This is a genomic window from Streptomyces cirratus (genome assembly GCF_014650775.1).
In the GTDB taxonomy this organism is placed as follows: Bacteria; Actinomycetota; Actinomycetes; order Streptomycetales; family Streptomycetaceae; genus Streptomyces; species Streptomyces cirratus.
Map to the genome: position 1 here is coordinate 48,128 of NZ_BMVP01000015.1, position 21,534 is coordinate 69,661.

The 21,534-nt window shown below is 73.0% G+C and carries 20 protein-coding genes; 15 read left to right on the plus strand and 5 right to left on the minus strand.

The genetic code is table 11. The annotated features are described in order from the left end of the window. Window positions 1-145: 145 nt before the first annotated feature. From bioB to bioD, 3 genes are read left to right on the plus strand one after another with little or no spacing between them, the layout of a single operon-like run. The gene (gene bioB, locus IE207_RS27255) at window positions 146-1,378 is read left to right on the plus strand and encodes a biotin synthase BioB (protein WP_190186965.1); all 1,233 of its coding nucleotides are present in this window, start codon (window positions 146-148) and stop codon (window positions 1,376-1,378) included. After that, window positions 1,371-2,681, plus strand: a complete 1,311-nt coding sequence (locus tag IE207_RS27260) for an adenosylmethionine--8-amino-7-oxononanoate transaminase (protein ID WP_190186966.1) — start codon at window positions 1,371-1,373, stop codon at window positions 2,679-2,681. Before bioB ends, IE207_RS27260 begins: the two co-directional genes overlap by 8 nt. Before the next feature lies 1 nt (window position 2,682). Further along, the gene (gene bioD, locus IE207_RS27265; protein WP_190186967.1) at window positions 2,683-3,402 is read left to right on the plus strand and encodes a dethiobiotin synthase; all 720 of its coding nucleotides are present in this window, start codon (window positions 2,683-2,685) and stop codon (window positions 3,400-3,402) included. Between the two features lie 73 nt (window positions 3,403-3,475). Here the strand turns inward: bioD and IE207_RS27270 are convergent, their stop codons facing one another. Next, on the minus strand, window positions 3,476-4,099 hold the full coding sequence (locus IE207_RS27270; protein WP_190186968.1) for a hypothetical protein: 624 nt from the start codon (window positions 4,097-4,099) through the stop codon (window positions 3,476-3,478). A 220-nt stretch (window positions 4,100-4,319) separates the two neighbouring features. On the opposite strand from IE207_RS27270, the gene IE207_RS27275 reads away from it, so the two are divergent. Then, a complete protein-coding gene (locus IE207_RS27275; RefSeq protein ID WP_190186969.1) occupies window positions 4,320-4,985 on the plus strand; it encodes a class I SAM-dependent methyltransferase in 666 nt (221 codons plus the stop codon). 26 nt (window positions 4,986-5,011) lie between these two features. On the opposite strand, the gene IE207_RS27280 is transcribed toward IE207_RS27275, so the two are convergent. After that, window positions 5,012-5,437, minus strand: coding sequence for a GNAT family N-acetyltransferase (locus tag IE207_RS27280; RefSeq protein WP_190186970.1), 426 nt, complete (start codon window positions 5,435-5,437; stop codon window positions 5,012-5,014). A 210-nt stretch (window positions 5,438-5,647) separates the two neighbouring features. Here IE207_RS27280 and IE207_RS27285 point away from each other — a divergent pair, with 210 nt between their 5' ends. The 5 genes from IE207_RS27285 to mug all read left to right on the plus strand — a co-directional run bounded on the left by IE207_RS27285 (window position 5,648) and on the right by mug (window position 10,914). Continuing rightward, window positions 5,648-6,985 (plus strand): hemolysin family protein, encoded by a 1,338-nt coding sequence (locus tag IE207_RS27285; RefSeq protein ID WP_190186971.1) that lies wholly within the window; start codon window positions 5,648-5,650, stop codon window positions 6,983-6,985. Then, entirely contained in the window at window positions 6,982-8,007 is a 1,026-nt protein-coding gene (locus IE207_RS27290) for a hemolysin family protein (protein ID WP_190186972.1), read from the plus strand. The genes IE207_RS27285 and IE207_RS27290 overlap by 4 nt, the downstream gene beginning before the upstream one ends. Window positions 8,008-8,078: 71 nt before the next feature. Continuing rightward, entirely contained in the window at window positions 8,079-8,870 is a 792-nt protein-coding gene (locus tag IE207_RS27295) for an SGNH/GDSL hydrolase family protein (RefSeq protein ID WP_190186973.1), read from the plus strand. A 71-nt stretch (window positions 8,871-8,941) separates the two neighbouring features. Further along, entirely contained in the window at window positions 8,942-10,375 is a 1,434-nt protein-coding gene (gene purB / locus IE207_RS27300; RefSeq protein ID WP_190186974.1) for an adenylosuccinate lyase, read from the plus strand. After that, entirely contained in the window at window positions 10,372-10,914 is a 543-nt protein-coding gene (gene mug / locus IE207_RS27305) for a G/U mismatch-specific DNA glycosylase (RefSeq protein WP_190187036.1), read from the plus strand. Before purB ends, mug begins: the two co-directional genes overlap by 4 nt. Window positions 10,915-10,965: 51 nt before the next feature. Here mug and IE207_RS27310 read toward each other — a convergent pair whose 3' ends face one another. Beyond that, window positions 10,966-11,403, minus strand: a complete 438-nt coding sequence (locus IE207_RS27310; protein WP_190186975.1) for a hypothetical protein — start codon at window positions 11,401-11,403, stop codon at window positions 10,966-10,968. Between the two features lie 454 nt (window positions 11,404-11,857). Here IE207_RS27310 and IE207_RS27315 point away from each other — a divergent pair, with 454 nt between their 5' ends. Then, entirely contained in the window at window positions 11,858-13,018 is a 1,161-nt protein-coding gene (locus IE207_RS27315; protein WP_190186976.1) for an ROK family transcriptional regulator, read from the plus strand. Window positions 13,019-13,219: 201 nt separating this feature from the next. On the opposite strand, the gene IE207_RS27320 is transcribed toward IE207_RS27315, so the two are convergent. After that, the gene (locus IE207_RS27320) at window positions 13,220-13,987 is read right to left on the minus strand and encodes a GntR family transcriptional regulator (protein ID WP_190186977.1); all 768 of its coding nucleotides are present in this window, start codon (window positions 13,985-13,987) and stop codon (window positions 13,220-13,222) included. A 346-nt stretch (window positions 13,988-14,333) separates the two neighbouring features. On the opposite strand from IE207_RS27320, the gene IE207_RS27325 reads away from it, so the two are divergent. From IE207_RS27325 to IE207_RS27340, 4 genes are all read left to right on the plus strand, one after another. Beyond that, window positions 14,334-15,200 carry an alpha/beta fold hydrolase gene (locus IE207_RS27325; protein ID WP_190186978.1) on the plus strand — a complete coding sequence of 289 codons (867 nt, stop codon included), beginning with the start codon at window positions 14,334-14,336 and terminating at the stop codon, window positions 15,198-15,200. Between the two features lie 98 nt (window positions 15,201-15,298). After that, window positions 15,299-16,897 carry an alkaline phosphatase D family protein gene (locus IE207_RS27330; RefSeq protein WP_190186979.1) on the plus strand — a complete coding sequence of 533 codons (1,599 nt, stop codon included), beginning with the start codon at window positions 15,299-15,301 and terminating at the stop codon, window positions 16,895-16,897. A 188-nt stretch (window positions 16,898-17,085) separates the two neighbouring features. Further along, the gene (locus IE207_RS27335; RefSeq protein ID WP_190186980.1) at window positions 17,086-18,513 is read left to right on the plus strand and encodes a GNAT family N-acetyltransferase; all 1,428 of its coding nucleotides are present in this window, start codon (window positions 17,086-17,088) and stop codon (window positions 18,511-18,513) included. A 122-nt stretch (window positions 18,514-18,635) separates the two neighbouring features. After that, on the plus strand, window positions 18,636-20,342 hold the full coding sequence (locus IE207_RS27340; protein ID WP_190186981.1) for a DUF885 domain-containing protein: 1,707 nt from the start codon (window positions 18,636-18,638) through the stop codon (window positions 20,340-20,342). 112 nt (window positions 20,343-20,454) lie between these two features. On the opposite strand, the gene IE207_RS27345 is transcribed toward IE207_RS27340, so the two are convergent. Continuing rightward, the gene (locus tag IE207_RS27345) at window positions 20,455-20,985 is read right to left on the minus strand and encodes a rhodanese-like domain-containing protein (RefSeq protein WP_190186982.1); all 531 of its coding nucleotides are present in this window, start codon (window positions 20,983-20,985) and stop codon (window positions 20,455-20,457) included. Between the two features lie 94 nt (window positions 20,986-21,079). Between IE207_RS27345 and IE207_RS27350 the strand changes: the two genes are divergently transcribed. Then, the gene (locus IE207_RS27350) at window positions 21,080-21,526 is read left to right on the plus strand and encodes an Lrp/AsnC family transcriptional regulator (RefSeq protein WP_190186983.1); all 447 of its coding nucleotides are present in this window, start codon (window positions 21,080-21,082) and stop codon (window positions 21,524-21,526) included. Window positions 21,527-21,534 lie beyond the last annotated feature (8 nt).

Below are 21,534 nucleotides of genomic sequence, written 5' to 3' on the forward strand. Positions count from 1 at the left end.
GCGTTTTGTCGGCTGTCCACAGGGCTGCTAGACCTTAGCCCGCCGGGGCGTGAGCACCCGGTGTGGCGATACACACACTCGCTCCGGGCGATGTTGTGCGATCTCTCCTTGGCCGTGAGCGGTCGTGTGGTCCAGGATCGGCGTCATGGACCTGCTGAACACCCTGGTGGAAAAGGGGCTGCGGCGCGAGCTGCCGACCCGCGAAGAGGCACTCGCCGTACTGGCGACTTCCGACGACCAACTGCTCGACGTGGTGGCCGCGGCCGGCAAGGTACGCCGCCAGTGGTTCGGACGGCGGGTGAAGCTGAACTACCTGGTCAACCTGAAGTCGGGCCTGTGCCCGGAGGACTGTTCGTACTGTTCCCAGCGCCTGGGATCGAAGGCGGAGATCCTCAAGTACACCTGGCTCAAGCCCGAAGAGGCCTCCCAGGCCGCCGCGGCCGGTGTCGCGGGCGGCGCGAAGCGCGTGTGCCTCGTGGCCAGCGGGCGCGGCCCGACGGACCGGGACGTCGAGCGGGTCGGCAAGACGATCGAGGCGATCAAGGAGCAGAACGAGGGCGTCGAGGTCTGCGCCTGCCTCGGCCTGCTCTCCGACGGCCAGGCGGAACGCCTCAAGGACGCGGGCGCCGACGCCTACAACCACAACCTCAACACCTCCGAGGCGACGTACGGTCAGATCACCAAGACGCACACCTACGCGGACCGGGTCGACACCGTACAAAAGGCGCACGCGGCGGGCCTGTCCGCCTGCTCCGGCCTGATCGCGGGCATGGGCGAGAGCGACGAGGACCTGGTCGACGTCGTGTACTCGCTGCGCGAACTCGACCCGGACTCGGTGCCCGTCAACTTCCTGATCCCCTTCGAGGGCACCCCGCTGGCCAAGGAGTGGAACCTCACCCCGCAGCGCTGCCTGCGGATCCTGGCGATGGTGCGGTTCGTCTGCCCCGACGTCGAGGTCCGCCTCGCGGGCGGACGCGAGGTGCACCTGCGCAGCATGCAGCCGCTGGCCCTGCACCTGGTGAACTCCATCTTCCTCGGCGACTACCTGACGAGTGAGGGCCAGGCCGGTCAGGCCGACCTCGACATGATCGCGGACGCCGGTTTCGAGGTGGAGGGCGCCGGTACGACGACCCTCCCGGCGCACCGCTCGGAGCAGGAGGCGGCCCGCGGCTGCGGCTCGGGCGCCGCGGGCGGCTCGCTCTGCGGCTCGGCGGCCTCCACGGACGCGCCGGGGTGCGGTTCGGCGTGCGGCGGCTGCTCGGGGCACTCGGAACACGAGGCCCCGGCCCCCGTCCAGGCGGAAGCCGGCGAGGTGCGCTCGGACCTGGTGGCGGTACGCCGCCGTGGCGCGGGAACGGATCTCGCCCCGAATGCCTGACCAGCACTCCCTTTCCACCGCCGGACTGCTCGCGCTGGACCGGCAGCACGTCTGGCACCCGTACGGTCCGATGCCCGGGCGGCAGGAACCGCTGGTCGTCGCCTCCGCCGCGGGTGTCCGGCTGCGGCTCGGCGCCCCGGCGCACGGGCGGGAGGAACTGGTCGACGGCATGTCCTCCTGGTGGTCGGCCATCCACGGCTACAACCATCCGGTGCTGAACGACGCCGTCACCGCCCAGCTGGGCCGGATGTCGCACGTGATGTTCGGCGGGCTCACCCACGAGCCCGCCGTCCGGCTGGCCGCGAAGCTGGTCGAGATCACCCCGGACGGTCTGGAGCACGTCTTCCTCGCCGACTCGGGCTCGGTCTCGGTCGAGGTCGCGGTGAAGATGTGCCTGCAGTACTGGCGCTCCGCCGGACGGTCCGGCAAGACCCGGCTGCTGACCTGGCGCGGCGGCTACCACGGGGACACCTGGCAGCCGATGGCGGTCTGCGACCCCGAAGGCGGGATGCACGAGCTGTGGTCGGGGCAGCTTCCCCGGCAGGTGTTCGCCGACGCCCCGCCCGGCGGGTTCGACAGCCCGGTGGATCCGGCGTACACCGCGCACCTGCGCTCCCTGATCGCCGCGCACGCGCACGAGCTGGCGGCCGTGATCGTGGAACCGGTGGTGCAGGGCGCGGGCGGGATGCGCTTCCACAACCCCGGCTACCTGCGGGTGCTGCGGGAGCTGTGCGACGAGTACGACGTCCTCCTGGTCCTGGACGAGATCGCGACGGGTTTCGGCCGCACCGGCGCCCTGTTCGCCGCCGGCCACGCGGGCATCACCCCGGACGTCATGTGCCTGGGCAAGGCCCTGACCGGCGGCTACCTCACCCTGTCGGCGACGCTGTGCACGGCAAGGGTGGCCGAGGGGATCTCGCGCGGCGAGGTACCGGTCCTGGCGCACGGGCCGACCTTCATGGGCAATCCGCTCGCCACGGCGGTCGCGCTGGCCTCGGTCGAGCTGCTGCTGAGCCAGGACTGGGCGGTGGAGGTCAAGCGGATCGAGGCCGGTCTGCTGGAGGGCCTGGCCCCGGCCGCCGCCCTGCCCGGAGTGCGGGACGTACGGGTGCTGGGCGCGATCGGCGTGGTCCAGCTCGACCACGAGGTCGACATGGCGGCGGCCACGCGGGCGGCCGTGCGCGAGGGCGTCTGGCTGCGCCCGTTCCGCGACCTGATCTACACGATGCCGCCGTTCGTGACGGGCGACGCGGATGTGGCCCGCATCTGCCGTGCCGTCCGCGCGGCCGCACAGGAGGGCTGACATGACGATCCTCTTCGTATCCGGCACCGGCACCGAGATCGGCAAGACGGTGGTGACCTCGGCGGTCGCCGCCGCCGCGGTGGCCGCCGGCCGGTCGGTGGCGGTGCTCAAACCCGCGCAGACGGGCGTGGGCCCGGACGAGCCGGGTGACGCGGCGGAGGTCGCCCGGCTGGCCGGGTCGTCCGTCACGGCCCGGGAACTGGCCCGCTATCCGGAGCCGTTGGCACCGGACACGGCGGCCCGCCGCTCGGGATTGCCGACGCTGTCCCCCGCCGTGGTCGCGGATGCGGCGGAGAAGCTGGCGGCCTCGCACGACCTGGTCCTGGTGGAGGGCGCGGGCGGTCTCCTGGTGCGCTTCGACGAGGCGGGGCACACGCTGGCCGACGCGGCGCGGCTGCTCGACGCGCCGGTCCTGATCGTCGCGCCGGCGGCTCTCGGCACGCTCAACTCCGTGACGCTGACGGTGGAAGCGCTGGAGGCGCGCGGGCTCACCGCGCCGGGCGTGGTGATCGGCAGCTGGCCGGCCATGCCGGACCTGGCCTCGCGCTGCAACCTGGCGGACCTCCCGATGGTGTCGGGCCTGCCGCTGCTCGGCGCCGTTCCGCAGGGCGCCGGCGCGCTGGCGCCCGCCGCGTTCCGGGCCGGGGCCCCCACCTGGCTCGCCCCGTCCCTGCACGGCGGCTGGTCGGCGCACTCGTTCACGGCCGCCTGGCCGGCCTGAGGACCGGCCCGGCCGGGGCGGGGGGCGTTCGCGCGACGGCGCTCCCCGCCCCGCCGCCTCCTGCCTCCAGGCCTCAGTGGCCGCCGCGGGGCTCGTGGCAGCCGCCCTCCATGTACATCCCGTGCGCCTCGATCTTCACCGGGCTGCCCAGGTATCCCGTCACGCACGGCCCGCTCTCCGGGACCGACAGTACGAACATCAGGTTGTCCGGCGCCGAGCCGTACACGTCCTGGCTCTCGACCCGGTAGCCCAGCCCCGTCAGCAGTACGCGGAGTTCCTCCGTGGTGCGCGGCACGCCCTTGCCGTCGGGGCCGTCCAGCGCCGCCTTGATCCGCGCGGCGTGCGCGTCGCCCCGGCACCGGGCCGCCGGGGTGAGCCGGGCCTGGGTCTTGTACCCGTGGTTCTCGGCGTACTTGCGCGCCTCAGGGTCCGTCGGCAGGCCGGCCGGCGTCCCGGTCTCGGAAGGCATCGTCTCGGGCCGGCCCGCGCACCGCGCGGCCACCTCGGGGAAGAGCTTGTCGTGGCGCTGCACCGCGGCGGCGGCCTGCGCCGCGTAGTCGACGCTCGGCGCCGCGGAAGGGGTGGCGGATCCGGCCGCCGGCCCGGCGCCCGGGGCTACTGTGGTCCCACAGGCGGTCAACGCGAGCAGTCCCGCCGCGAGCAGCACGGTGCGGGCCGGTCCGGTACGGAACTTCACGGCGTCTCCACGTCCTGAGGCGGCCCCGCGACAAGGGCCGGATGATCCGATTATCCGTGCGGTCCGGCCGGGGTTCATGAGTACGCGTACTCACCTCACGCGGCCTCAACTCCCCCAGCGTGGTGGTCGGCTGGCACGCTCCACCGGTTTCGCGGGCCGCCTGGACGGGGAACAGCCCGGCAGGGCAACCGCACCCGTCGCACCCGCCCGGAGGCTCGTCATGCCCACTTCACGTCTCAGTTCGGATCCCGTCCACCACCCCCTCTTCGCCCGGTTCTACGCCCGCGTCAGTCCCACCGCCGACGTGCGGGGCGGCATCGCCGCCATCCGCAACGAGCTCCTGCACGGGGTGTCCGGCCGCGTCATCGAGATCGGGGCCGGCAACGGGCTGAACTTCGCCCACTACCCCCGCGCCGTCTCCGAAGTCGTCGCCGTCGAACCGGAGCGCGTCCTGCGCCGGCGGGCCGCTGCCGCCGCGCTGCGCGCCGAGGTACCGGTGGATCTGGTGCCCGGCGTCGCCGAGGCCCTCCCGGTCAAGAGCGAGGCCTTCGACGCCGCGGTCGCCTCCCTCGTGCTGTGCACCGTACGGAGCCTGCCGCGGGCCCTCTCCGAGCTGTACCGGGTCCTGCGCCCCGACGGCGAGCTGCGCTTCTTCGAGCACGGCCTGGCGCCGGGACCGGGCATGGCCGCTGTCCAGCGCACGCTGGACCGGACCGGGTGGCCCCGCCTGTTCGGCAACTGCCACACCGCGCGCGACCCGCTGGCCTCGATCGAGGCAGCCGGGTTCCGGATCGTCTCGCAGCGGGTGTTCCGGCTGCCCGAACGCGGACCCGCGCTGCCGACCTCGTACTGCGTGCTGGGTACGGCCCGGCGGGGCGTGGACTGAGCGGTCCCGGCGGCCGGGCGCCGGTGTCAGCCGTTCAGCGGCTTGACCCAGCGGGTCCAGTGCTCCTCCGGGTGGTACCCGCCCGCCTTCCACGCCGCCTGCGCCCTCTCGTTGCGGTCGAGCACCATCGCGTCGGCCCGCCGGCCGCCGAGGGCGCGGAAACGCTCCTCCGCGGCGGCCAGGAGCGCTGCGCCGATGCCCTGCCTGCGGTGCTCGGGGTGTACGGCCAGCCGGTAGAGGTGGCAGCGCCAGCCGTCGAACCCGGCGATCACGCTGCCGACCAGCTCCCCGTCGCGGCGGGCGAGGAGCACGGCGTGCGGATCGCGGGCGTGGAGCCGTTCGACGCCCGCGAGGTCGTCACTGATGCTCGTGCCCTCGGCGGCGGTCTTCCAGAAGTCCAGCACGGCGGTGAGGTCGGCGGCCGTCGCAGCGGAGATATGAAGATCATTCATGCGGTGATCCCACCATCCGGTGGGACCCGCCTGAAGCAGGGGGCCTTCCCTTTGCCCGTCCTTTACCATGTCAGAACCAGTCCTCACGAGCGAAAGGTGTGAACGTCCGCCCATGGGCGAGCCTCCCAGTACCCGCAGCAGACCTCCGGTGGCACGACGTCGCGCGATGCCCCGCCTCCTGACCGATCATGGAACGGAGGTGACCGACCGATGACCGAAGTGCTCCTGCTCCTCCTGGCGCTGCTGCTCTGCCTCGCCTGCGGGGTCTTCGTCGCGGCCGAGTTCTCCCTGACGACCATCGAGCGCGGTGAGCTCGAGGAGGCCGTCGAGCGCGGTGAGCGGGGGGCCGAGAGCGCCCTGGCCGCCGTCCGCAGCCTGACGTTCCAGCTGTCGGGCGCGCAGCTCGGCATCACCGTGACGGGCCTGGTCATCGGCATGATCTCCAAGCCCTCGATCGCCGCCCTGCTCGAAGGCCCCTTCCACGCCATGGGCATGTCGGCCGGCGCCGCCTCCTCCACAGCGCTGGTGCTCGCCACCGTGCTGTCCACGGTGGTCCTGATGGTGGTGGGCGAGCTGGTGCCGAAGAACTGGGCGATCTCCTCCCCCCTGGCCGTCGCGAAGCGCGTCGCCACCCCCCAACGGGCGTTCAGCCGGGCGTTCCGGCCCTTGATCAGCCAGCTGAACAGGACGGCGAACCACATGGTCCGCCGGTTCGGCATGGAGCCGGCCGAGGAACTCGCCTCGGCGCGCAGTCCGCAGGAGCTCGTCGCCCTCGCCCGGCACTCCGCGAAGCTGGGAGCCCTGGAGAAGGACACCGCCGAGCTGTTCGTGCGGACGCTGAACCTGGCCGATCTGACCGCCGAGAACGTGATGACGCCGCGGGTCCAGGTCACCGCCCTCGACGTGCAGACCACCGCCGAGGACGTGGCGAACGCGACGCTGGCGACGGGCCTGTCCCGTTTCCCCGTGTACCGGGGCAGCCTCGACACCGTGGTGGGCACGGTCCACATCAAGGACGTACTGGCCCTGCCCGCCGAGGAGCGGCACGGCTACCCGGTGTCGCAGCTGCTGCGCGCCCCCCTGCTCGTACCCGAGTCGCTCACCGTGGACCGGCTGCTGGACCGGCTCTCCGGCAAGCAGACGATGGCCGTGGTGATCGACGAATACGGCGGTACGGCCGGCGTGGCCACGCTCGAGGACATCGTCGAGGAGGTCGTCGGTGAGGTCCGTGACGAGCACGACCCGCACGAGACGCCGGACCTGGCCCCCGCCGGTTCGGACGATTCCGGCCGGCCGCTCTACTCGGCCGACGGCGCCGCGCGCACCGATCAGCTGCGCCGGATCGGGCTGCGGGTGCCGGACGGCCCGTACGAGACGCTGGCCGGGCTGATAGCCACCGAGCTGGGCCGTATCCCGCAGGTCGGGGACGGCCTGGAGCTGGACGGCTGGCGGCTGGACGTGGTGGACGCGAGCGGACGCAGAGCGGCCCGCGTGCTGCTGCGCCCGCCCGCGGCCGCCGGTGACGAGGATGCGGGGGACGCGCGATGACCGTGGTTCAGTTGCTGATCGGCCTGGCGACCCTGGTCGTCAACGCCTTCTTCGTCGGCGCGGAGTTCGCGTTGATCTCCGTCCGGCGCAGCCAGATCGAGCCGTACGCCGAACAGGGCGACCGGCGGGGCCGCGCGGTGCTGTGGGGCCTCGAGCACGTGTCGGCGCTGATGGCGGCGGCGCAGCTGGGGATCACCCTGTGCACGTTGGTGCTGGGTGTCGTGGCCGAGCCGGCCATCGCCCACCTGCTGGCCCCGGTGTTCGACTTCTTCGGCGTGCCGGGCGGGCTGACGCACGTGATCTCGTTCGTGATCGCGCTGGCCCTGGCCACGTACCTGCACATGCTCTTCGGCGAGATGCTGCCGAAGAACGTGGCACTTTCCGAGCCGGTACGGACGGCGCTGCTGCTGGGGCCGCCGCTGGTGACGTTGACGCGGGCGCTGAAGCCGGCGATCTTCGCGATCAACGCGTTCGCCAGTTTCCTTCTGCGCCTGCTGCGGGTGGATGCCAAGAACGAGGTCGCGGCGACCTTCTCCGACGACGAACTGGCCCGAATGGTCAAGGACTCCAGTGCCGCCGGGCTCATCGACGTCCGGGCGAGCGCCCGGCTGCACGACGCCCTGGAACTCGGCCGGCGGCCGGTCACCGATGTGGTGCTGCCGGCGGACCGGGTGGTCACGGCTCGGGAGGACATCACCCCGGCGGGGCTGGAGCGGCTCGCCGCCACGTCCGGGTACTCCCGTTTCCCGGTCATCGACGCGCAGCACAAGATCCTCGGCTATCTGCACGTCAAGGACGCGCTCGACGCGGATGTGACCCAGCGGGACCAGCCGTTCCCGGCCTCCGCGCTGCGCCCGATCGCGCAGGTGCGGGCGCAGACCCCGCTGGACGACGTACTGACCGCCATGCGGCGCAGCCGCACGCACCTGGCCGCCGTGCAGGGGCCGGACGGTGCGATGACGGGTCTCGTGACCATGGAGGACGTCCTGCGCGAGCTCTTCGGCCGACCGGCCACGGCTTAGCGCCGACCGTGCCGTCCCGGTTGTGCACCACCGTGCACAACCGGGCTACCGCGCGGTAGCATCGCTGCGCCATGGAGATGAATGCGTCTTACACCAGTTTCGTCGCGATCGGCGACTCATTCACCGAGGGCATGTCCGATCTGCTCCCGGACGGCTCCTACCGGGGCTGGGCCGACGTGCTGGCCGCGCGCCTCGCGGCGCGGGAGCCGGGCTTCCGGTACGCGAACCTCGCGGTCCGCGGGAAGCTGATCGGGCAGATCGCCCGGGACCAGGCGCCCTTGGCCGCGAAGATGGGCGCCGACGTGGTGACCCTGGTGGGCGGCCTGAACGACGCGCTGCGGCCAAAAGTCGACATGGGCCGGGTGCGCGGGCACCTGGAGGAGGCCGTGGAGCTCCTTGCCCCCTCCTGCGGGACGCTGGTCCTGATGCGCTCCCCGGGCCGCAACGGACCGGTGATGGAACGCTTCCGCCCGCGGATGGAGGAGCTCTTCGCCATCCTGGAGGAGCTGGCCGCCCGGCACGGTGCGCTGCTCGTGGACCTGTACGGGGCCGCGGTGCTCGGCGACCCGCGGCTGTGGGACGTGGACCGGCTGCACCTGACCCCCGAAGGCCACCGGCGCGTGGCGGAGGCGGTCTGGCAGGCGCTGGGCCTGGAGCCGGAGGAGGACTGGCGGGCCCCGTTGCCGCCCTCGGCGGCCCCGGGCTGGTCCGTCCGTCGGACCGAGGACCTCCGCTTCGCCCGGCAGCACCTGCTCCCCTGGATAGGGCGCCGGATCACCGGCCGCTCCTCCGGCGACGGCCGAGCGGCGAAACGCTCGGAGCTGCTGCCGTACGAGGCCTTGGCGCCCGACCGGCTCTCGTAGCAAGGCACAATCCGGGGCGGGTCCCCCACCTGCGTAAACGCACAGCGGCGGCCCAAGTAGAATCCCTACACGTGACAGCCAAGCCCCGCATCCCCAATGTCCTGGCCGGCCGCTACGCCTCCGCGGAGCTCGCCGTCCTGTGGTCCCCCGAGTACAAGGTGACGCTGGAGCGGCGGCTGTGGCTCGCCGTGCTGCGCGCCCAGAAGGACCTCGGCATCGAGGTTCCGGACGCCGCCCTCGCCGACTACGAGCGCGTCCTGGAGACCGTCGACCTCGCCTCCATCGCCGAGCGCGAGAAGGTCACCCGGCACGACGTGAAGGCCCGCATCGAGGAGTTCAACGCCCTCGCCGGCCACGAGCACGTCCACAAGGGCATGACCTCCCGCGACCTGACCGAGAACGTCGAGCAGCTCCAGATCCGGCTCTCCCTGGAACTGGCCCGGGACCGTACCGTCGCCGTCCTCGCCCGTCTCGGCAAGCTGGCCGGCGAGCACGCCGAGCTGGTCATGGCCGGCCGCTCCCACAACGTCGCCGCACAGGCCACCACCCTGGGCAAGCGTTTCGCCACCGCCGCCGACGAGCTGCTGGTCGCCTACGACCGCCTGGAGGACCTGCTGGCCCGCTACCCGCTGCGCGGGATCAAGGGCCCGGTCGGCACCGCCCAGGACATGCTGGACCTGCTGGGCGGCGACGCCGCCAAGCTCGCCGACCTGGAGCAGCGGATCGCGGCCCACCTCGGCTTCGCCCAGGCCTTCACCTCCGTCGGCCAGGTCTACCCGCGCTCGCTCGACTACGACGTGGTCACCGCCCTGGTGCAGCTGGCCGCCGCCCCGTCCTCGATCGCCAAGACGATCCGCCTGATGGCCGGCCACGAGCTGGTCACCGAGGGGTTCAAGCCCGGCCAGGTCGGCTCGTCCGCGATGCCGCACAAGATGAACACCCGCTCCTGCGAGCGTGTGAACGGCCTCATGGTCATCCTGCGCGGTTACGCCTCGATGACCGGCGAGCTGGCCGGCGACCAGTGGAACGAGGGCGACGTCTCCTGCTCCGTGGTCCGCCGCGTGGCGCTGCCCGACGCGTTCTTCGCCTTCGACGGCCTGCTGGAGACCTTCCTGACCGTCCTGGACGAGTTCGGCGCCTTCCCGGCGGTCGTGGCCCGCGAGCTGGACCGCTACCTGCCCTTCCTCGCCACCACCAAGGTGCTGATGGGCGCGGTGCGGGCCGGGGTCGGCCGGGAGGCCGCCCACGAGGTCATCAAGGAGCACGCCGTTGCCTCCGCGCTCGCCATGCGCGAGCAGGGAGCCGAGCGCAACGAGCTCCTGGACAAGCTGGCCGCCGACGAGCGGATGCCGCTGGACCGGGCCCAGCTCGACGCCCTGATGGCCGACAAGCTGTCCTTCACGGGCGCCGCCGGCGACCAGGTCGCCACGGTGGTCTCCCGCATCGAGGACATCGCCAAGCAGCACCCGGAGGCCGCCGGGTACACGCCGGGGTCGATCCTCTGACCCCCGACGAGCTGAACGCCGCCCGCGACCGCGTCGTCCCCGACGTGGTCGCGGGCGGCCTGCGCGTCCTGTTCTGCGGGATCAATCCGGGGCTCCTCTCCGCCGCGACGGGCCACCACTTCGCCCGCCCCGGCAACCGCTTCTGGCCGGTCCTGCACCTGTCCGGTTTCACCCCGCGCCGACTGGCCCCCGCCGAGCAGGAAGAGCTGCTGTCCTACCGCCTCGGCATCACCAACGTCGTGGCCCGCGCCACGGCACGTGCCGACGAGCTGAGCGCCGAGGAGTACCGGGAGGGCGGCCGCCTGCTGACCGCGAAGGTGGAACTCCTGCGCCCCCAGTGGCTGGCCGTGGTCGGCGTCACCGCCTACCGCATCGCCTTCCAGGAGCCGAAGGCCAAGATCGGTCCCCAGGAGCGCACCATCGGCACCACCCGCGTCTGGGCCCTCCCCAACCCCAGCGGTCTCAACGCCCACTGGACGGCGGAGACCATGGCTCAGGAGTACGCCCGCCTCCGCGCCGCCGCCGAGGGCGAACGGTAGAACCTCTCCTGCCCTCTGCCCCCTGCCCCCGTCCTCTGAGTGCGGCCGGGGTCAGGGCGGGTCGATCACGGTGACGCAGGCCATCAGCCGGAACGGGTCCTCCGCCTCCCAGTGGGCGACGTAGGCCACGAGCCACCGGTCCTCGGCCCGCCACAGGTGCACGTGGTCGGTGCTGTTGCTGAGCTCCTCCCACGGCTCCGGTATCTCCTCCCCGTCGAGCCCCCGGCGCATCGTCCCCTCGAGGGTGAAGACCTGGGGATCTCCCCATCGATCGGTGAGCGCCTGCTCCAGCGCCCCGTACTCGGCACTGATCTGGTCGGCCGCCTCGCTCCGCCCCGAGCCGTCGTCCTCCCAGAAGTCCCGGGTCTGCACGAGCTGGACCAGGTGGTATCCCGGCCCGCTGCTGTGCCTGCCGGACCAGACCGGTTCCGAAGGAAACACCTGCGACCGGAGCCGGTCGATCGTGTCGAGATGCTCTGCCGTGGTCATGCCGTCAGTATCTCGGCGCCCACTGACAACTGGCCCCGCGTCACGCCTTCATGCGTCGCATCGCCGGCCATCCCGCCCCGCCCGCCACCTGGCCGTTGCCGAACGGCAGGTCCAGCAGGGAGAGTTGACGCCGTAGGAGGCCGCGGCGAGGCGGCGGACGGGGGGTCCGTTGTCCCCCCGTGCGGCAACTGCGGCCGGACGCGGTCGCCATGGAGGCCCTTCTCTCCCCGCCCGCGGTGCGGGCGCCGGCGGCGCAGTACGGCAACCGCCAAGGCCCGGACGGTGCCGGAGCGGGCCGCCGGTGCTCCGGCCGGTGGCCCGGGGGCCGACCGATGCGGGTCTCCCCGGCCTGAGACGGCCGCGTGGATCCGGCCGGTGGGGGGCCGCTTCTCGCCGCGCTACCCCGTGCGCAGTACGATCCGGCTGACAGGGCCGCTAGCTGGGAGGACACACGTTGGGGCAGCTGACCGGCGGGGATCCCTCTCTGCTCCGGCGTATCAATTCGGCCGTGGTGCTGCGCGCACTGCGGGCGGCCGGATCGCCGACCCTCACCGATCTCACCAGGGTGACCGGGCTGTCGCGGCCGACCGTGGAGGGGGTCGTCGAAGGGCTGATCGGGGCCGGGCTGGTCGTCGAAGCCGATGCCGAGGAGGGTGCGCGGCGGCAGGGCCGGCCGGCCAGGAGGTTCCGCTTCCGGGCCGAGGCGGGTCATCTGCTGGGCATCGAGATCGGCTCGCACCGGGTCGCCGTGCTGCTGTCCGGGCTGGACGGGCGGGTGATCGGGGCCGGCACCAAGGACGTCGCCGAGACGGCTTCGGCCGACGAGCGGCTGGAGCGGGTCCGCGCGGCGGTGGCGGACCTGCTGCGGCGTGCCGGTGTGCCCCGGGATTCGCTGAGGGCGGTGGGCGTCGGCAGCCCCGGCATCGTGGAAGCGGACGGCACGGTCCGCCTGGGGACGGCGCTGCCGGGCTGGACGGGGCTGCCGCTCGGCGACCGGCTGCGGCGCTCGTTCCGCTGCCCGGTGCACGTGGAGAACGACGCCAACGCCGCAGCGGTCGCCGAGCACTGGAAGGGCGCCGCGCGGGACACCGACGACATGGTCTTCGTGATGGCGGGCCTCAGCCCCGGTGCGGGCTCCCTGATCGGCGGCCGACTGCACCGCGGGTTCGGCGGGGCGGCGGGTGAGATCGGTGCGCTGCACCTGCTCGGACGCGAGGTCACGCCGGAGCGGCTGCTGTCGACCACGGGCGAGCCGCTGCACCCGCTGGACGAGCCGGCGGTCGCGGAGGTCTTCGCGATGGCCAGGCGGGGGGACGCGCGTGCGGTGGCGGCGGTGGAGCGCTTCCTGCAACGGCTGGTACACGATGTGGCGGCGTTGGTCCTGGCGATGGACCCGGAGCTGGTGGTGGTCGGCGGCTGGGCGGCGGGCATCGACGGGGTCCTCGAACCGCTGCGCCGCGAACTGGAACGGTATTGCCTGCGCCCGCCGAAGGTGGAGCTGTCGCTCCTCGGCGAGGCGGCGGTGGCCACGGGAGCGTTGCGGCTCGCGCTGGACCACGTCGAGGAAGAGCTGTTCGCGGTGGAAAAGACGGTAACGGCCCGCCGCCGCTGGTAGGCCGTCCCGTACGAGCTGTCGGCGGGACGGCCGGGCCACCCGTGAGCGGCGGGCTGTAGCGCCGGCTGCCGGGGAAGCGGACGCCGGCTGCGGGCGCAGGGGCCCGGGGAGGTTCGCCGCGCAGGCGCGGTCGGGCGGCGGCGGGGGCCGGACACCGACGCGAACGCCGGCGGCCCCGGCGCCCCCTCGGCCGCGGCCGGGTCAGGAGGCGGCGCGGGCGGGGGCCGTGATTTCGACCCCCGAGTCGCCGAAGGTCAGGCGGCAGGTGTCCGCGCGGTACGTGGCCACGGAGACGGCTGCCGTTCCCTCGGCGGTGAAGTAGCGGGTGGTCACCAGCAGCACGGGAGCACCGGGGAGCCGGTCCAGCTCCTTGGCGTCATCGGCGCGGGCGGAACCGAGTTCCACGGACCGGTCCTGCCCGTCGAGGGTGAGCCGCTGGAGCTCCCGCAGCACCGCCCGGGCCCGCGCAGGACCGGTCGGGGCGTCGATGGCGGACAGGCCCGGCACGGATCCGGCGGGCACGTACAGCAGCTCGGCAGCGACGGCCTGCCCCTGCGTGACACGGGTCCGGCGCACCGTGTGCACCGGCTGGTCGGCGGCGAAACCCGGCCCGGCGGCCAGCAGCGCCCGTACCGCGGCGGGCGCGACGGCCTCGACCGCGTCCACGGCCTCCCACCCGTCGGCGCTCTCTCCCGGCCAGCTGTGGCCCGTACTGCCGACGGCGACGCCCACCCGGGGCGGGGCGACGGTGGTGCCGACCCCCCGGCGCCGCTGCAGACGGCCTTCCAGCTCCAGCTGCTCCAACGCCTGGCGCAAGGTGGCACGGGCGACTCCGAAGCGGGCCGCGAGCTCCCGCTCGTTGGGCAGCACCTCACCCACGGCGAAGTCCTGGTCCAGCGCCTCGCTGAGAACGGTCTTCAGGTGCCAGTACTTCGGCTCCGGCACCGATTCGAGCTGCGTGGTCCCCACCCTGACTCCTCCTGCAATCGCTGCAACGCCGTATTCCAGCGGCAGTTCCCCACCGCAGCTGCGCACCGCAGTTCCGCGCCTTTGTTTATTAAAGGTTCCTGCACTATCCCTGGCGACGATAGGACGGCGCACCACCTTGGTCAAGACCAATGCTCGCCGCTGCGCCGGGCAGATCGGGCGTATGCGGCACATATGTATCAAGCCGTTCACAGGATGTTCGTGCGAGGGGCGCGAGCGAGGAGGCGTGGGCGAGAGAGCCCGTCACGGCGCCTTGCCCTCGGTACCTACTGAGCGGTAGTCATTACTGACAGCCTGTCTCACACGCGTCCACCCGACGAGGAGCAGCATGACCGCCACGGTCTCCTTCCCCATCGATTCGCGGCACGGCCCGCGCACCGCCACCGTCGCCTACGAGCGCAAGGGCTCCGGCGAACCGCTCCTGCTCCTGCACGGCATCGGCCACCACCACCAGGCCTGGCATCCGGTCACCGACGTCCTGGCCGCCGAGCACGACGTCATCGCCGTCGACCTGCCCGGCTTCGGGCTCTCGGGTCCGCTCCCCCACGGCGTTCCCTACGACCTGGGCACCGTCGCCCCGGCCCTCGGCGCGCTCTGCTCCGCGCTCGGCGTCGAGCGCCCGCACGTCGCGGGGAACTCACTCGGCGGCCTGCTCGCGCTCGAAATGGCCCGTGGCGGCCTCGTCCGCTCGGTCACGGCCCTGTCCCCCGCCGGTTTCTGGTCGCCGGGCGAGCGCCGCTACGCCTTCACCGCCCTTCGCGCCATGCGCGGCGGAGCCCGGGCGCTGCCCCGCCCCGTGCTGGAACGGCTCTCCCTCACCGCCCCCGGCCGGGCGGCCCTCACCGGCAGCATCTACGCCCGCCCGGCGCGCCGCTCTCCCGAGGCCGTGGTCGCCGAGACGCTGGCCCTGCGCGGGGCCACCGGCTTCGAAGAGACGCTGGCCGCAGGCGCCGCCGTCCGGTTCACCGTCGACGTGCCCGGACTGCCCGTCACCATCGCCTGGGGCGACCGCGACCGGCTGCTCCTGCGCCGCCAGGGCGTCCGCGCGAAGCAGGCCATCCCCGGTGCCCGCCTGGTCCGGCTCCCGGGATGCGGCCACGTCCCGATGAACGACGATCCGGCGCTCGTCGCCCGGGTCATCCTCGACACGGCGCGCAGCGCCTCCCCCGCGCGCGCGGAAACGGTGATCAGCTGACGGGTGTTCACCCGCGGTTCGCGTGGGCGACGCGGCCGGGCCGGTGTGCGTCGGCACACTGGTCCGGCCCACCCCCCGCCGGTCCCTGGAGACGCACCATGGCACCCACGCCGCACACCCGACGGTCCCTGCTCGGCAGTTCACTCGCCGTCCCGGTCGGCCTCGCCCTGTCCGGCGCGCTCGCCGCACCGGCGTTCGCCGTCACCGGCAAGGCGCCGGCCCTCGCCCTGTCCGGCCGGCCGAGCGCCCTGTGGGGCGCCCAGTCCGGCGAGATCACCGCCCACTCGGCGACCGTCTGGACGCGCTCCGACCGCCCCGCCCGGATGTGCGTCGAGACGTCCCCGAGCGACTCGTTCCGCTACGGCGTGCGCCGCCACGACGGCCCCTTCCTCGGGCCCGCGACCGACTTCACCGGCATCACCACGCTGCGCGACCTGCCTCCCGGACGCCAGATCCACTACCGCGTGCTGCTCGCCGACCCCGCCGACCCGCGCCGCACGAGCGAGCCGGTCCGCGGCACTTTCCGCACCACCCCCGTCTCGCGCCGCGACGACGTGCGCTTCCTGTGGTCCGGGGACCTCGCCGGTCAGGGCTGGGGGATCAACCCCGACCTCGGCGGGTACCGCGTCTTCGAGGAAATGCGGCTGCGCGACCCCGATTTCGTCCTGTTCAGCGGCGATACGATCTACGCGGACGGCCCGATCCAGGCCTCCGTCGCGCGCCCCGACGGCAGCGTGTGGCGCAACGTCACCACCACGGAGAAGGACAAGGTCGCCGAAACGCTGGCCGAGTTCCGCGGGAACTTCCGCTACAACCTCCTCGATCACAACCTCAGGGAGTTCAACGCCCAGGTGCCGGTGCTCGCCCAGTGGGACGACCACGAGGTGCGCAACAACTGGTACCCGGGCCAGCTCATCGAGGACCCCCGCTACACCGTCAAGGACATCGACACCCTCGCCGCGCGGGCGCGGCAGGCCTTCGGCGAGTACTTCCCCGTCACCGACCTGCGCGGCGGCCGCGCCGAGGGCCGGATGTACCGCGTGATGCGGCACGGCCCGCTGCTCGACGTGTTCGTCCTGGACATGCGCACGTACCGCGACGCCAACTCCCCCGGCACGCAGACCCACGACCCCATCGGCATCCTCGGTGCGGAGCAGCTGGCCTGGCTCAAGCGCGAGCTGTCCCGATCCCGCGCCACCTGGAAGGTGATCGCCGCCGACATGCCGCTGGGCATCGTCGTCCCCGACGGCGCCGCGAACTTCGAGGCGGTCGCCCAGGGCGATCCGGGCGCACCGCTCGGGCGCGAGCTCCAGATCGCCGAACTCCTGCGTCACATCAAGCACCAGCGCATCACCGGCACCCTGTGGCTCACCGCCGACGTCCACTACACGGCCGCCAACCACTACGCGCCGGAGCGGGCGGCCTTCACCGACTTCGCGCCGTTCTGGGAGTTCGTCTCGGGCCCCATCGGCGCGGGCGGCTTCCCGGCCGGGCGGCTCGACGCCACCTTCGGCCCCCGTACGGCGTACGTCCAGTCGGCGCCGGTCGCCAACATGTCCCCGGCGGAGAACCCCCCGTATTACGGAGAGGTGTCCATCGACGGCGGCAGCGGCGAGCTCACCGTCCGCTTGCGCCGCCAGGGAGGCGGCGTACTCTTCACCACGACGCTCCAGCCGGGGCGCGTGGGTCAGCCGTAGCGCACCCCGGGCCCCGCCCCGCCCCCGGCGCAGCCGGGCCCGGACCGGCAGCAAAACCGCCCCGAAACCGGCAGGTCACACGAACCGGTCGAACCGGCCATGGCGGCCAGATCCACCGGATCGACACTTAACCAGTCGGTCACAGATCGTTCGTGATCACGCAACACCCCTGCGCAACAGTGGTGTGCATGACTGACCGTAACCCCGCCTCAGCCCAGCGTCCCCACCGCCACCACTGGCGCCGTGACCTCGTCGAACTGGCCGCCCTGTTCTGCGCCGTGGCGGTCGCCGACGGCATCGCCAATGCCGTCGCCCACGGCCCCCGGGGCCCCGTGCTCCTGGTGGCCTCGGCCGTCGCACTGCTGGTCACAGCGGCGTTCCACACCTGGTGGGCGCGCCGCCACAGCCACGCGCCGCCGCCGGGCACGGACCTCCCCGATCCGGGCGGCCAGGCTGCCGCGCCTTCCCCGGCCACGTCCGCCACGACGGCCGCCGCCCTGTGGCGGATGCGGACGACGGTGCGGGACGAGCCCGGCAGCCTGGCCGCGCTCTGCTCGGCCCTCGCCCGCAACGGCGTCGACATCCTGACCCTCCAGACCCACCCGCTGCCCGAGGGCGGCACCGTCGACGAGTTCCTGCTCCGCGCCCCGCAGCAGCTGCCCTCGTCCGACCTGACCCGGGCCATCGCCGGCGCGGGCGGCCGCAGCACCTGGATCGAGCGCGCCGACGCCCACGACCTGGTCGACACCCCGACCCGGGTCCTGGGCCTGGCCACCCGCACCGCCCTGGACGCCGCCGAACTCCCCCTGGCCCTGCGCCAGTTGCTCGGCCGCTGCACGATCCACTCCATCCCCGCGACCACCCTCGCCGGCCGCCCCAACGCGGGCGTCGACGCCCCGGTCGAGGGGGTCCTGGAGGCGACGGTGATGCGGCTGCGCGACCCCTCGGGCGGCGCCATCACCATCGAGCGCCCCTACCTGCCCTTCACCCCCACCGAGTTCGCCCGCGCGCGGGCCCTGGTCGAACTCGACGCCCGCCTGGGCCCGCGCGTGCCGCGCAGCCAGGACGTACTGACGCTGCCCGAGGGCAACGAGATCACCGTGCGCCGCGCCGACGGCTCCGACCGGGCCGCCGCCCGCGCCATGCACGACCGCTGCTCCGAGCGGACGCTGGGCCTGCGCTACCACGGCCCGGTCGCCGACGCCGACCGCTACCTCGGGCACCTGCTGAGCCCCCGCTTCGGCCGCACCCTCGCCGCCACCACCGCGTCGGGCAAGCTGGTCGCACTCGGCCACCTGCTGTGGGACGGTGACGAGACCGAGGTGGCGCTGCTCATCGAGGACGACTGGCAGCGCCGCGGCATCGGATCCGAGCTGCTGCGCCGCCTCATCGCCCTGGCCGTCGAAGCCGGCTGCGACAGCGTGTACGCCGTCACCCAGGCTTCCAACACCGGCATGGTCGCCGCCATGCGCGGTCTCGGCCTTCCCCTCGACTACCAGATAGAGGAGGGCACCCTGGTGATCACGGCCCGGCTGGACGCGACACCGGTCACCTCGCGGGTCGCGTACGAAATCCCGCGCGAGTCGCCCTCGTACGAGACGCGCAGCCAGGGCTGACCGGCCGCGACGGCACGGTGAGGGGCAGGCGGACCCACGCGATCCGGGTCCGCCTACCCCTGTAAGCAGGCCCAGAGCGAACGCTGATGACGCGGGGAGGTCCTCCGTACGAAGATGGCCGCATGTCAGACTCCCTCCACAGTGACAGCGCCTCCCGGCTTCCCCGCCAGGTCGCAGACGCCTACGTAGACGACCTGATCGCCATCAACCCGGTCATCGGCACCTACCTCGGTGTCGCCGCCAGCTCCGGCAGCCTCCCCGACTACTCTCCGGCCGGCCGCGCGGCCGTCGCCGACCTCGCCCGGGCCACGCTCGCGCGGCTGGACGCCGCCGAGCGGCTGCCCGGCGCGGACTGCGATGCCGAGCGGCGCTGCGGCCGACTGCTGCGTGAGCGGCTGACGGCGGAGCTCGCCGTATACGAGGCCGACGAGGACCTGCGCACCGTCAGCAACATCCACTCCCCGGCGCACGAGGTCCGCGAGGTCTTCACCCTGACCCCGGCCGAGACCGAGGAGGACTGGGCCGCGATCGCCCAGCGGCTGCGCGCGGTTCCCGAGGCCTTCGCCGGCTACCGCGAGAGCCTGACGCTCGGCCTGGAGCGCGGCCTGTACGCCGGCCCCCGCGCCACCGCCACTTTCGTCGGCCAGCTCACCACCTGGGCGGGCCAGGACACCGACGGCGACCGGGACTTCTTCGGCGACTTCGTCGCGGCCGCCCCCGAGGCGCGGCGCTCGGAGCTGGACAAGGCCGCGGCCGGGGCGACGGCAGCCGTCGTGGAACTGCGCGACTGGATGCGCGACGTGTACGCCCCCGCCGTCGAAGGCCGGCCTGACACCGTGGGCCGCGAGCGGTACGCCCGCTGGTCGCGGTACTTCAACGGCACCGACCTCGACCTGGACGAGGCCTACGCGTACGGCTGGGCGGAGTTCCACCGACTGCTGGCCGAGATGAAGGCGGAGGCGGCCAAGATCCTTCCGGGCGCCGGCCCCTGGGAGGCCTTGAAGCACCTCGACGAGCACGGCACCCACATCGAGGGCGTCGAGGAGGTGCAGGCCTGGCTCCAGGGCATCATGGACGAGGCCATCGAGAACCTCGACGGGACCCACTTCGAACTCGCCGAGCGCGTCAAGAAGGTGGAGTCGATGATCGCCCCGGCGGGCGGCGCGGCGGCTCCGTACTACACCAACCCCTCCGAGGACTTCTCGCGTCCGGGCCGCACCTGGCTGCCGACCATGGGCCAGACCCGGTTCGCCGTGTACGACCTGGTCTCCACCTGGTACCACGAGGGGGTTCCGGGTCACCACCTCCAGCTCGCGCAGTGGACGCACGTGGCGGACCGGCTCTCCCGCTACCAGGCCAGCGTCGGCATGGTCAGTGCGAACGTCGAGGGCTGGGCCCTGTACGCCGAGCGCCTGATGGACGAGCTCGGCTACCTGCGGGACGCCGAACAGCGGCTGGGCTACCTGGACTGCCAGATGATGCGCGCCGCGCGGGTCATCGTGGACATCGGCATGCACCTGGGCCTGCACATCCCGGCGGACTCGCCGTTCCACCCGGGCGAGCGCTGGACGGTGGAGCTGGCCCAGGAGTTCTTCGGCCTGCACAGCGGCCGGCCGGCGGACTTCATCGAGAGCGAGCTGACGCGCTACCTGTCGATGCCGGGTCAGGCGATCGGCTACAAGCTGGGCGAGCGCGCCTGGCTGCTGGGCCGGGACAACGCGCGCGCGGCGCACGGCGACTCCTTCGACTTGAAGGCGTGGCACATGGCGGCGCTGTCCCAGGGTTCGCTGGGTCTGGACGACCTGGTGGACGAGCTGTCGAAGCTCTGACCTGAGCCGGCCGGGCCGGACTGGCCGCTCGCCTCCCCGCGGGGCGAACGGCCCGCCGCTCCGGCCGGAGCGGGCTTCGGCTGCGCAGACCGGCCAGGACCGGACGGCGGGCTCAGCAGCCGCAGTCGTCGGAGTCCGTTGGCGCGGTCAGCGGGTCGGCTCCGGCGCGCTGCTCGCTGCCCTGCCAGGTCTCGACCTCGAAGCCCTCGCGGATCCAGTACTCGATGCCGCCGAGCATCTCCTTGACCCTGAATCCCAGTTCGGCGAGGGCCAGGGCGGAGCGGGTCGCTCCGTTGCAGCCGGGGCCCCAGCAGTACGTCACCACCGGGACGTCCTTGTCCAGGAGCCGCTCGGCCTGCTCGGGGACGAGCGCGGTGGGCAGGTGGATCGCGCCGGGCACGTGGGCCTGGTCCCAGGAGGGCGTGGAGCGGGAGTCGACGAGCTGGAAGCCCAGTTCGGCGCCCTGCTCCCGGTGGGCCTTGAAGGCGGCGGCGACGTCGGACACGTCCGCGTGGAAGGCGAGGCTCGCCGAGAAGTAGGCGGCCGCCGCGGCCGGACTGGCCGGGGGCACCCGGAGCACGGGGTTGGCGGGGGCGGCAGGGGTTGCGGTGGCGGCGGGCTGGGCTTGGGTCGTCGTCGTCATGGCTCAAAACCTACGAGGTGCGCGGCGGTCCCGGAAGTGGCCTTCCCCGGCCTCCACCGTGTTCCACCGGGGAATCCCCTGCTATACCTGCCGGATGAGCGACTATTCCCCGGACGCCACCGACTGGCGGATCTTGCAGGCCCTCCAGGCCGACGGCCGCGCCAGTTTCGCGGACCTGGCCCGTACCGTCTCCATGTCCGCGAGCGCCGTCACCGAACGCGTACGGCGGATGGAGGAGGCCGGCGTCATCACGGGCTACACCGCGGTGGTGGACCCGGAGAAGCTCGGCAAGTCCATCCTCGCGCTGACCCGGCTGCGCTACCCGCACGGCAACTACAAGCCGTTCCACGACCTCTTGGAGGCGACCCCCGAGATCCTGGAGGCGCACCACGTGACGGGCGACGACTGCTTCGTGCTCAAGGTCGCCGCGCGCTCGATGTCGCACCTCGAGGAGGTCGCCGGCCGGATCTCCGGTCTCGGCGCGGTCACCACCAGCATCGTCTACTCCTCGCCGCTCCCCCGCAGGCCACTGAGTCCGTGAGGACCGGC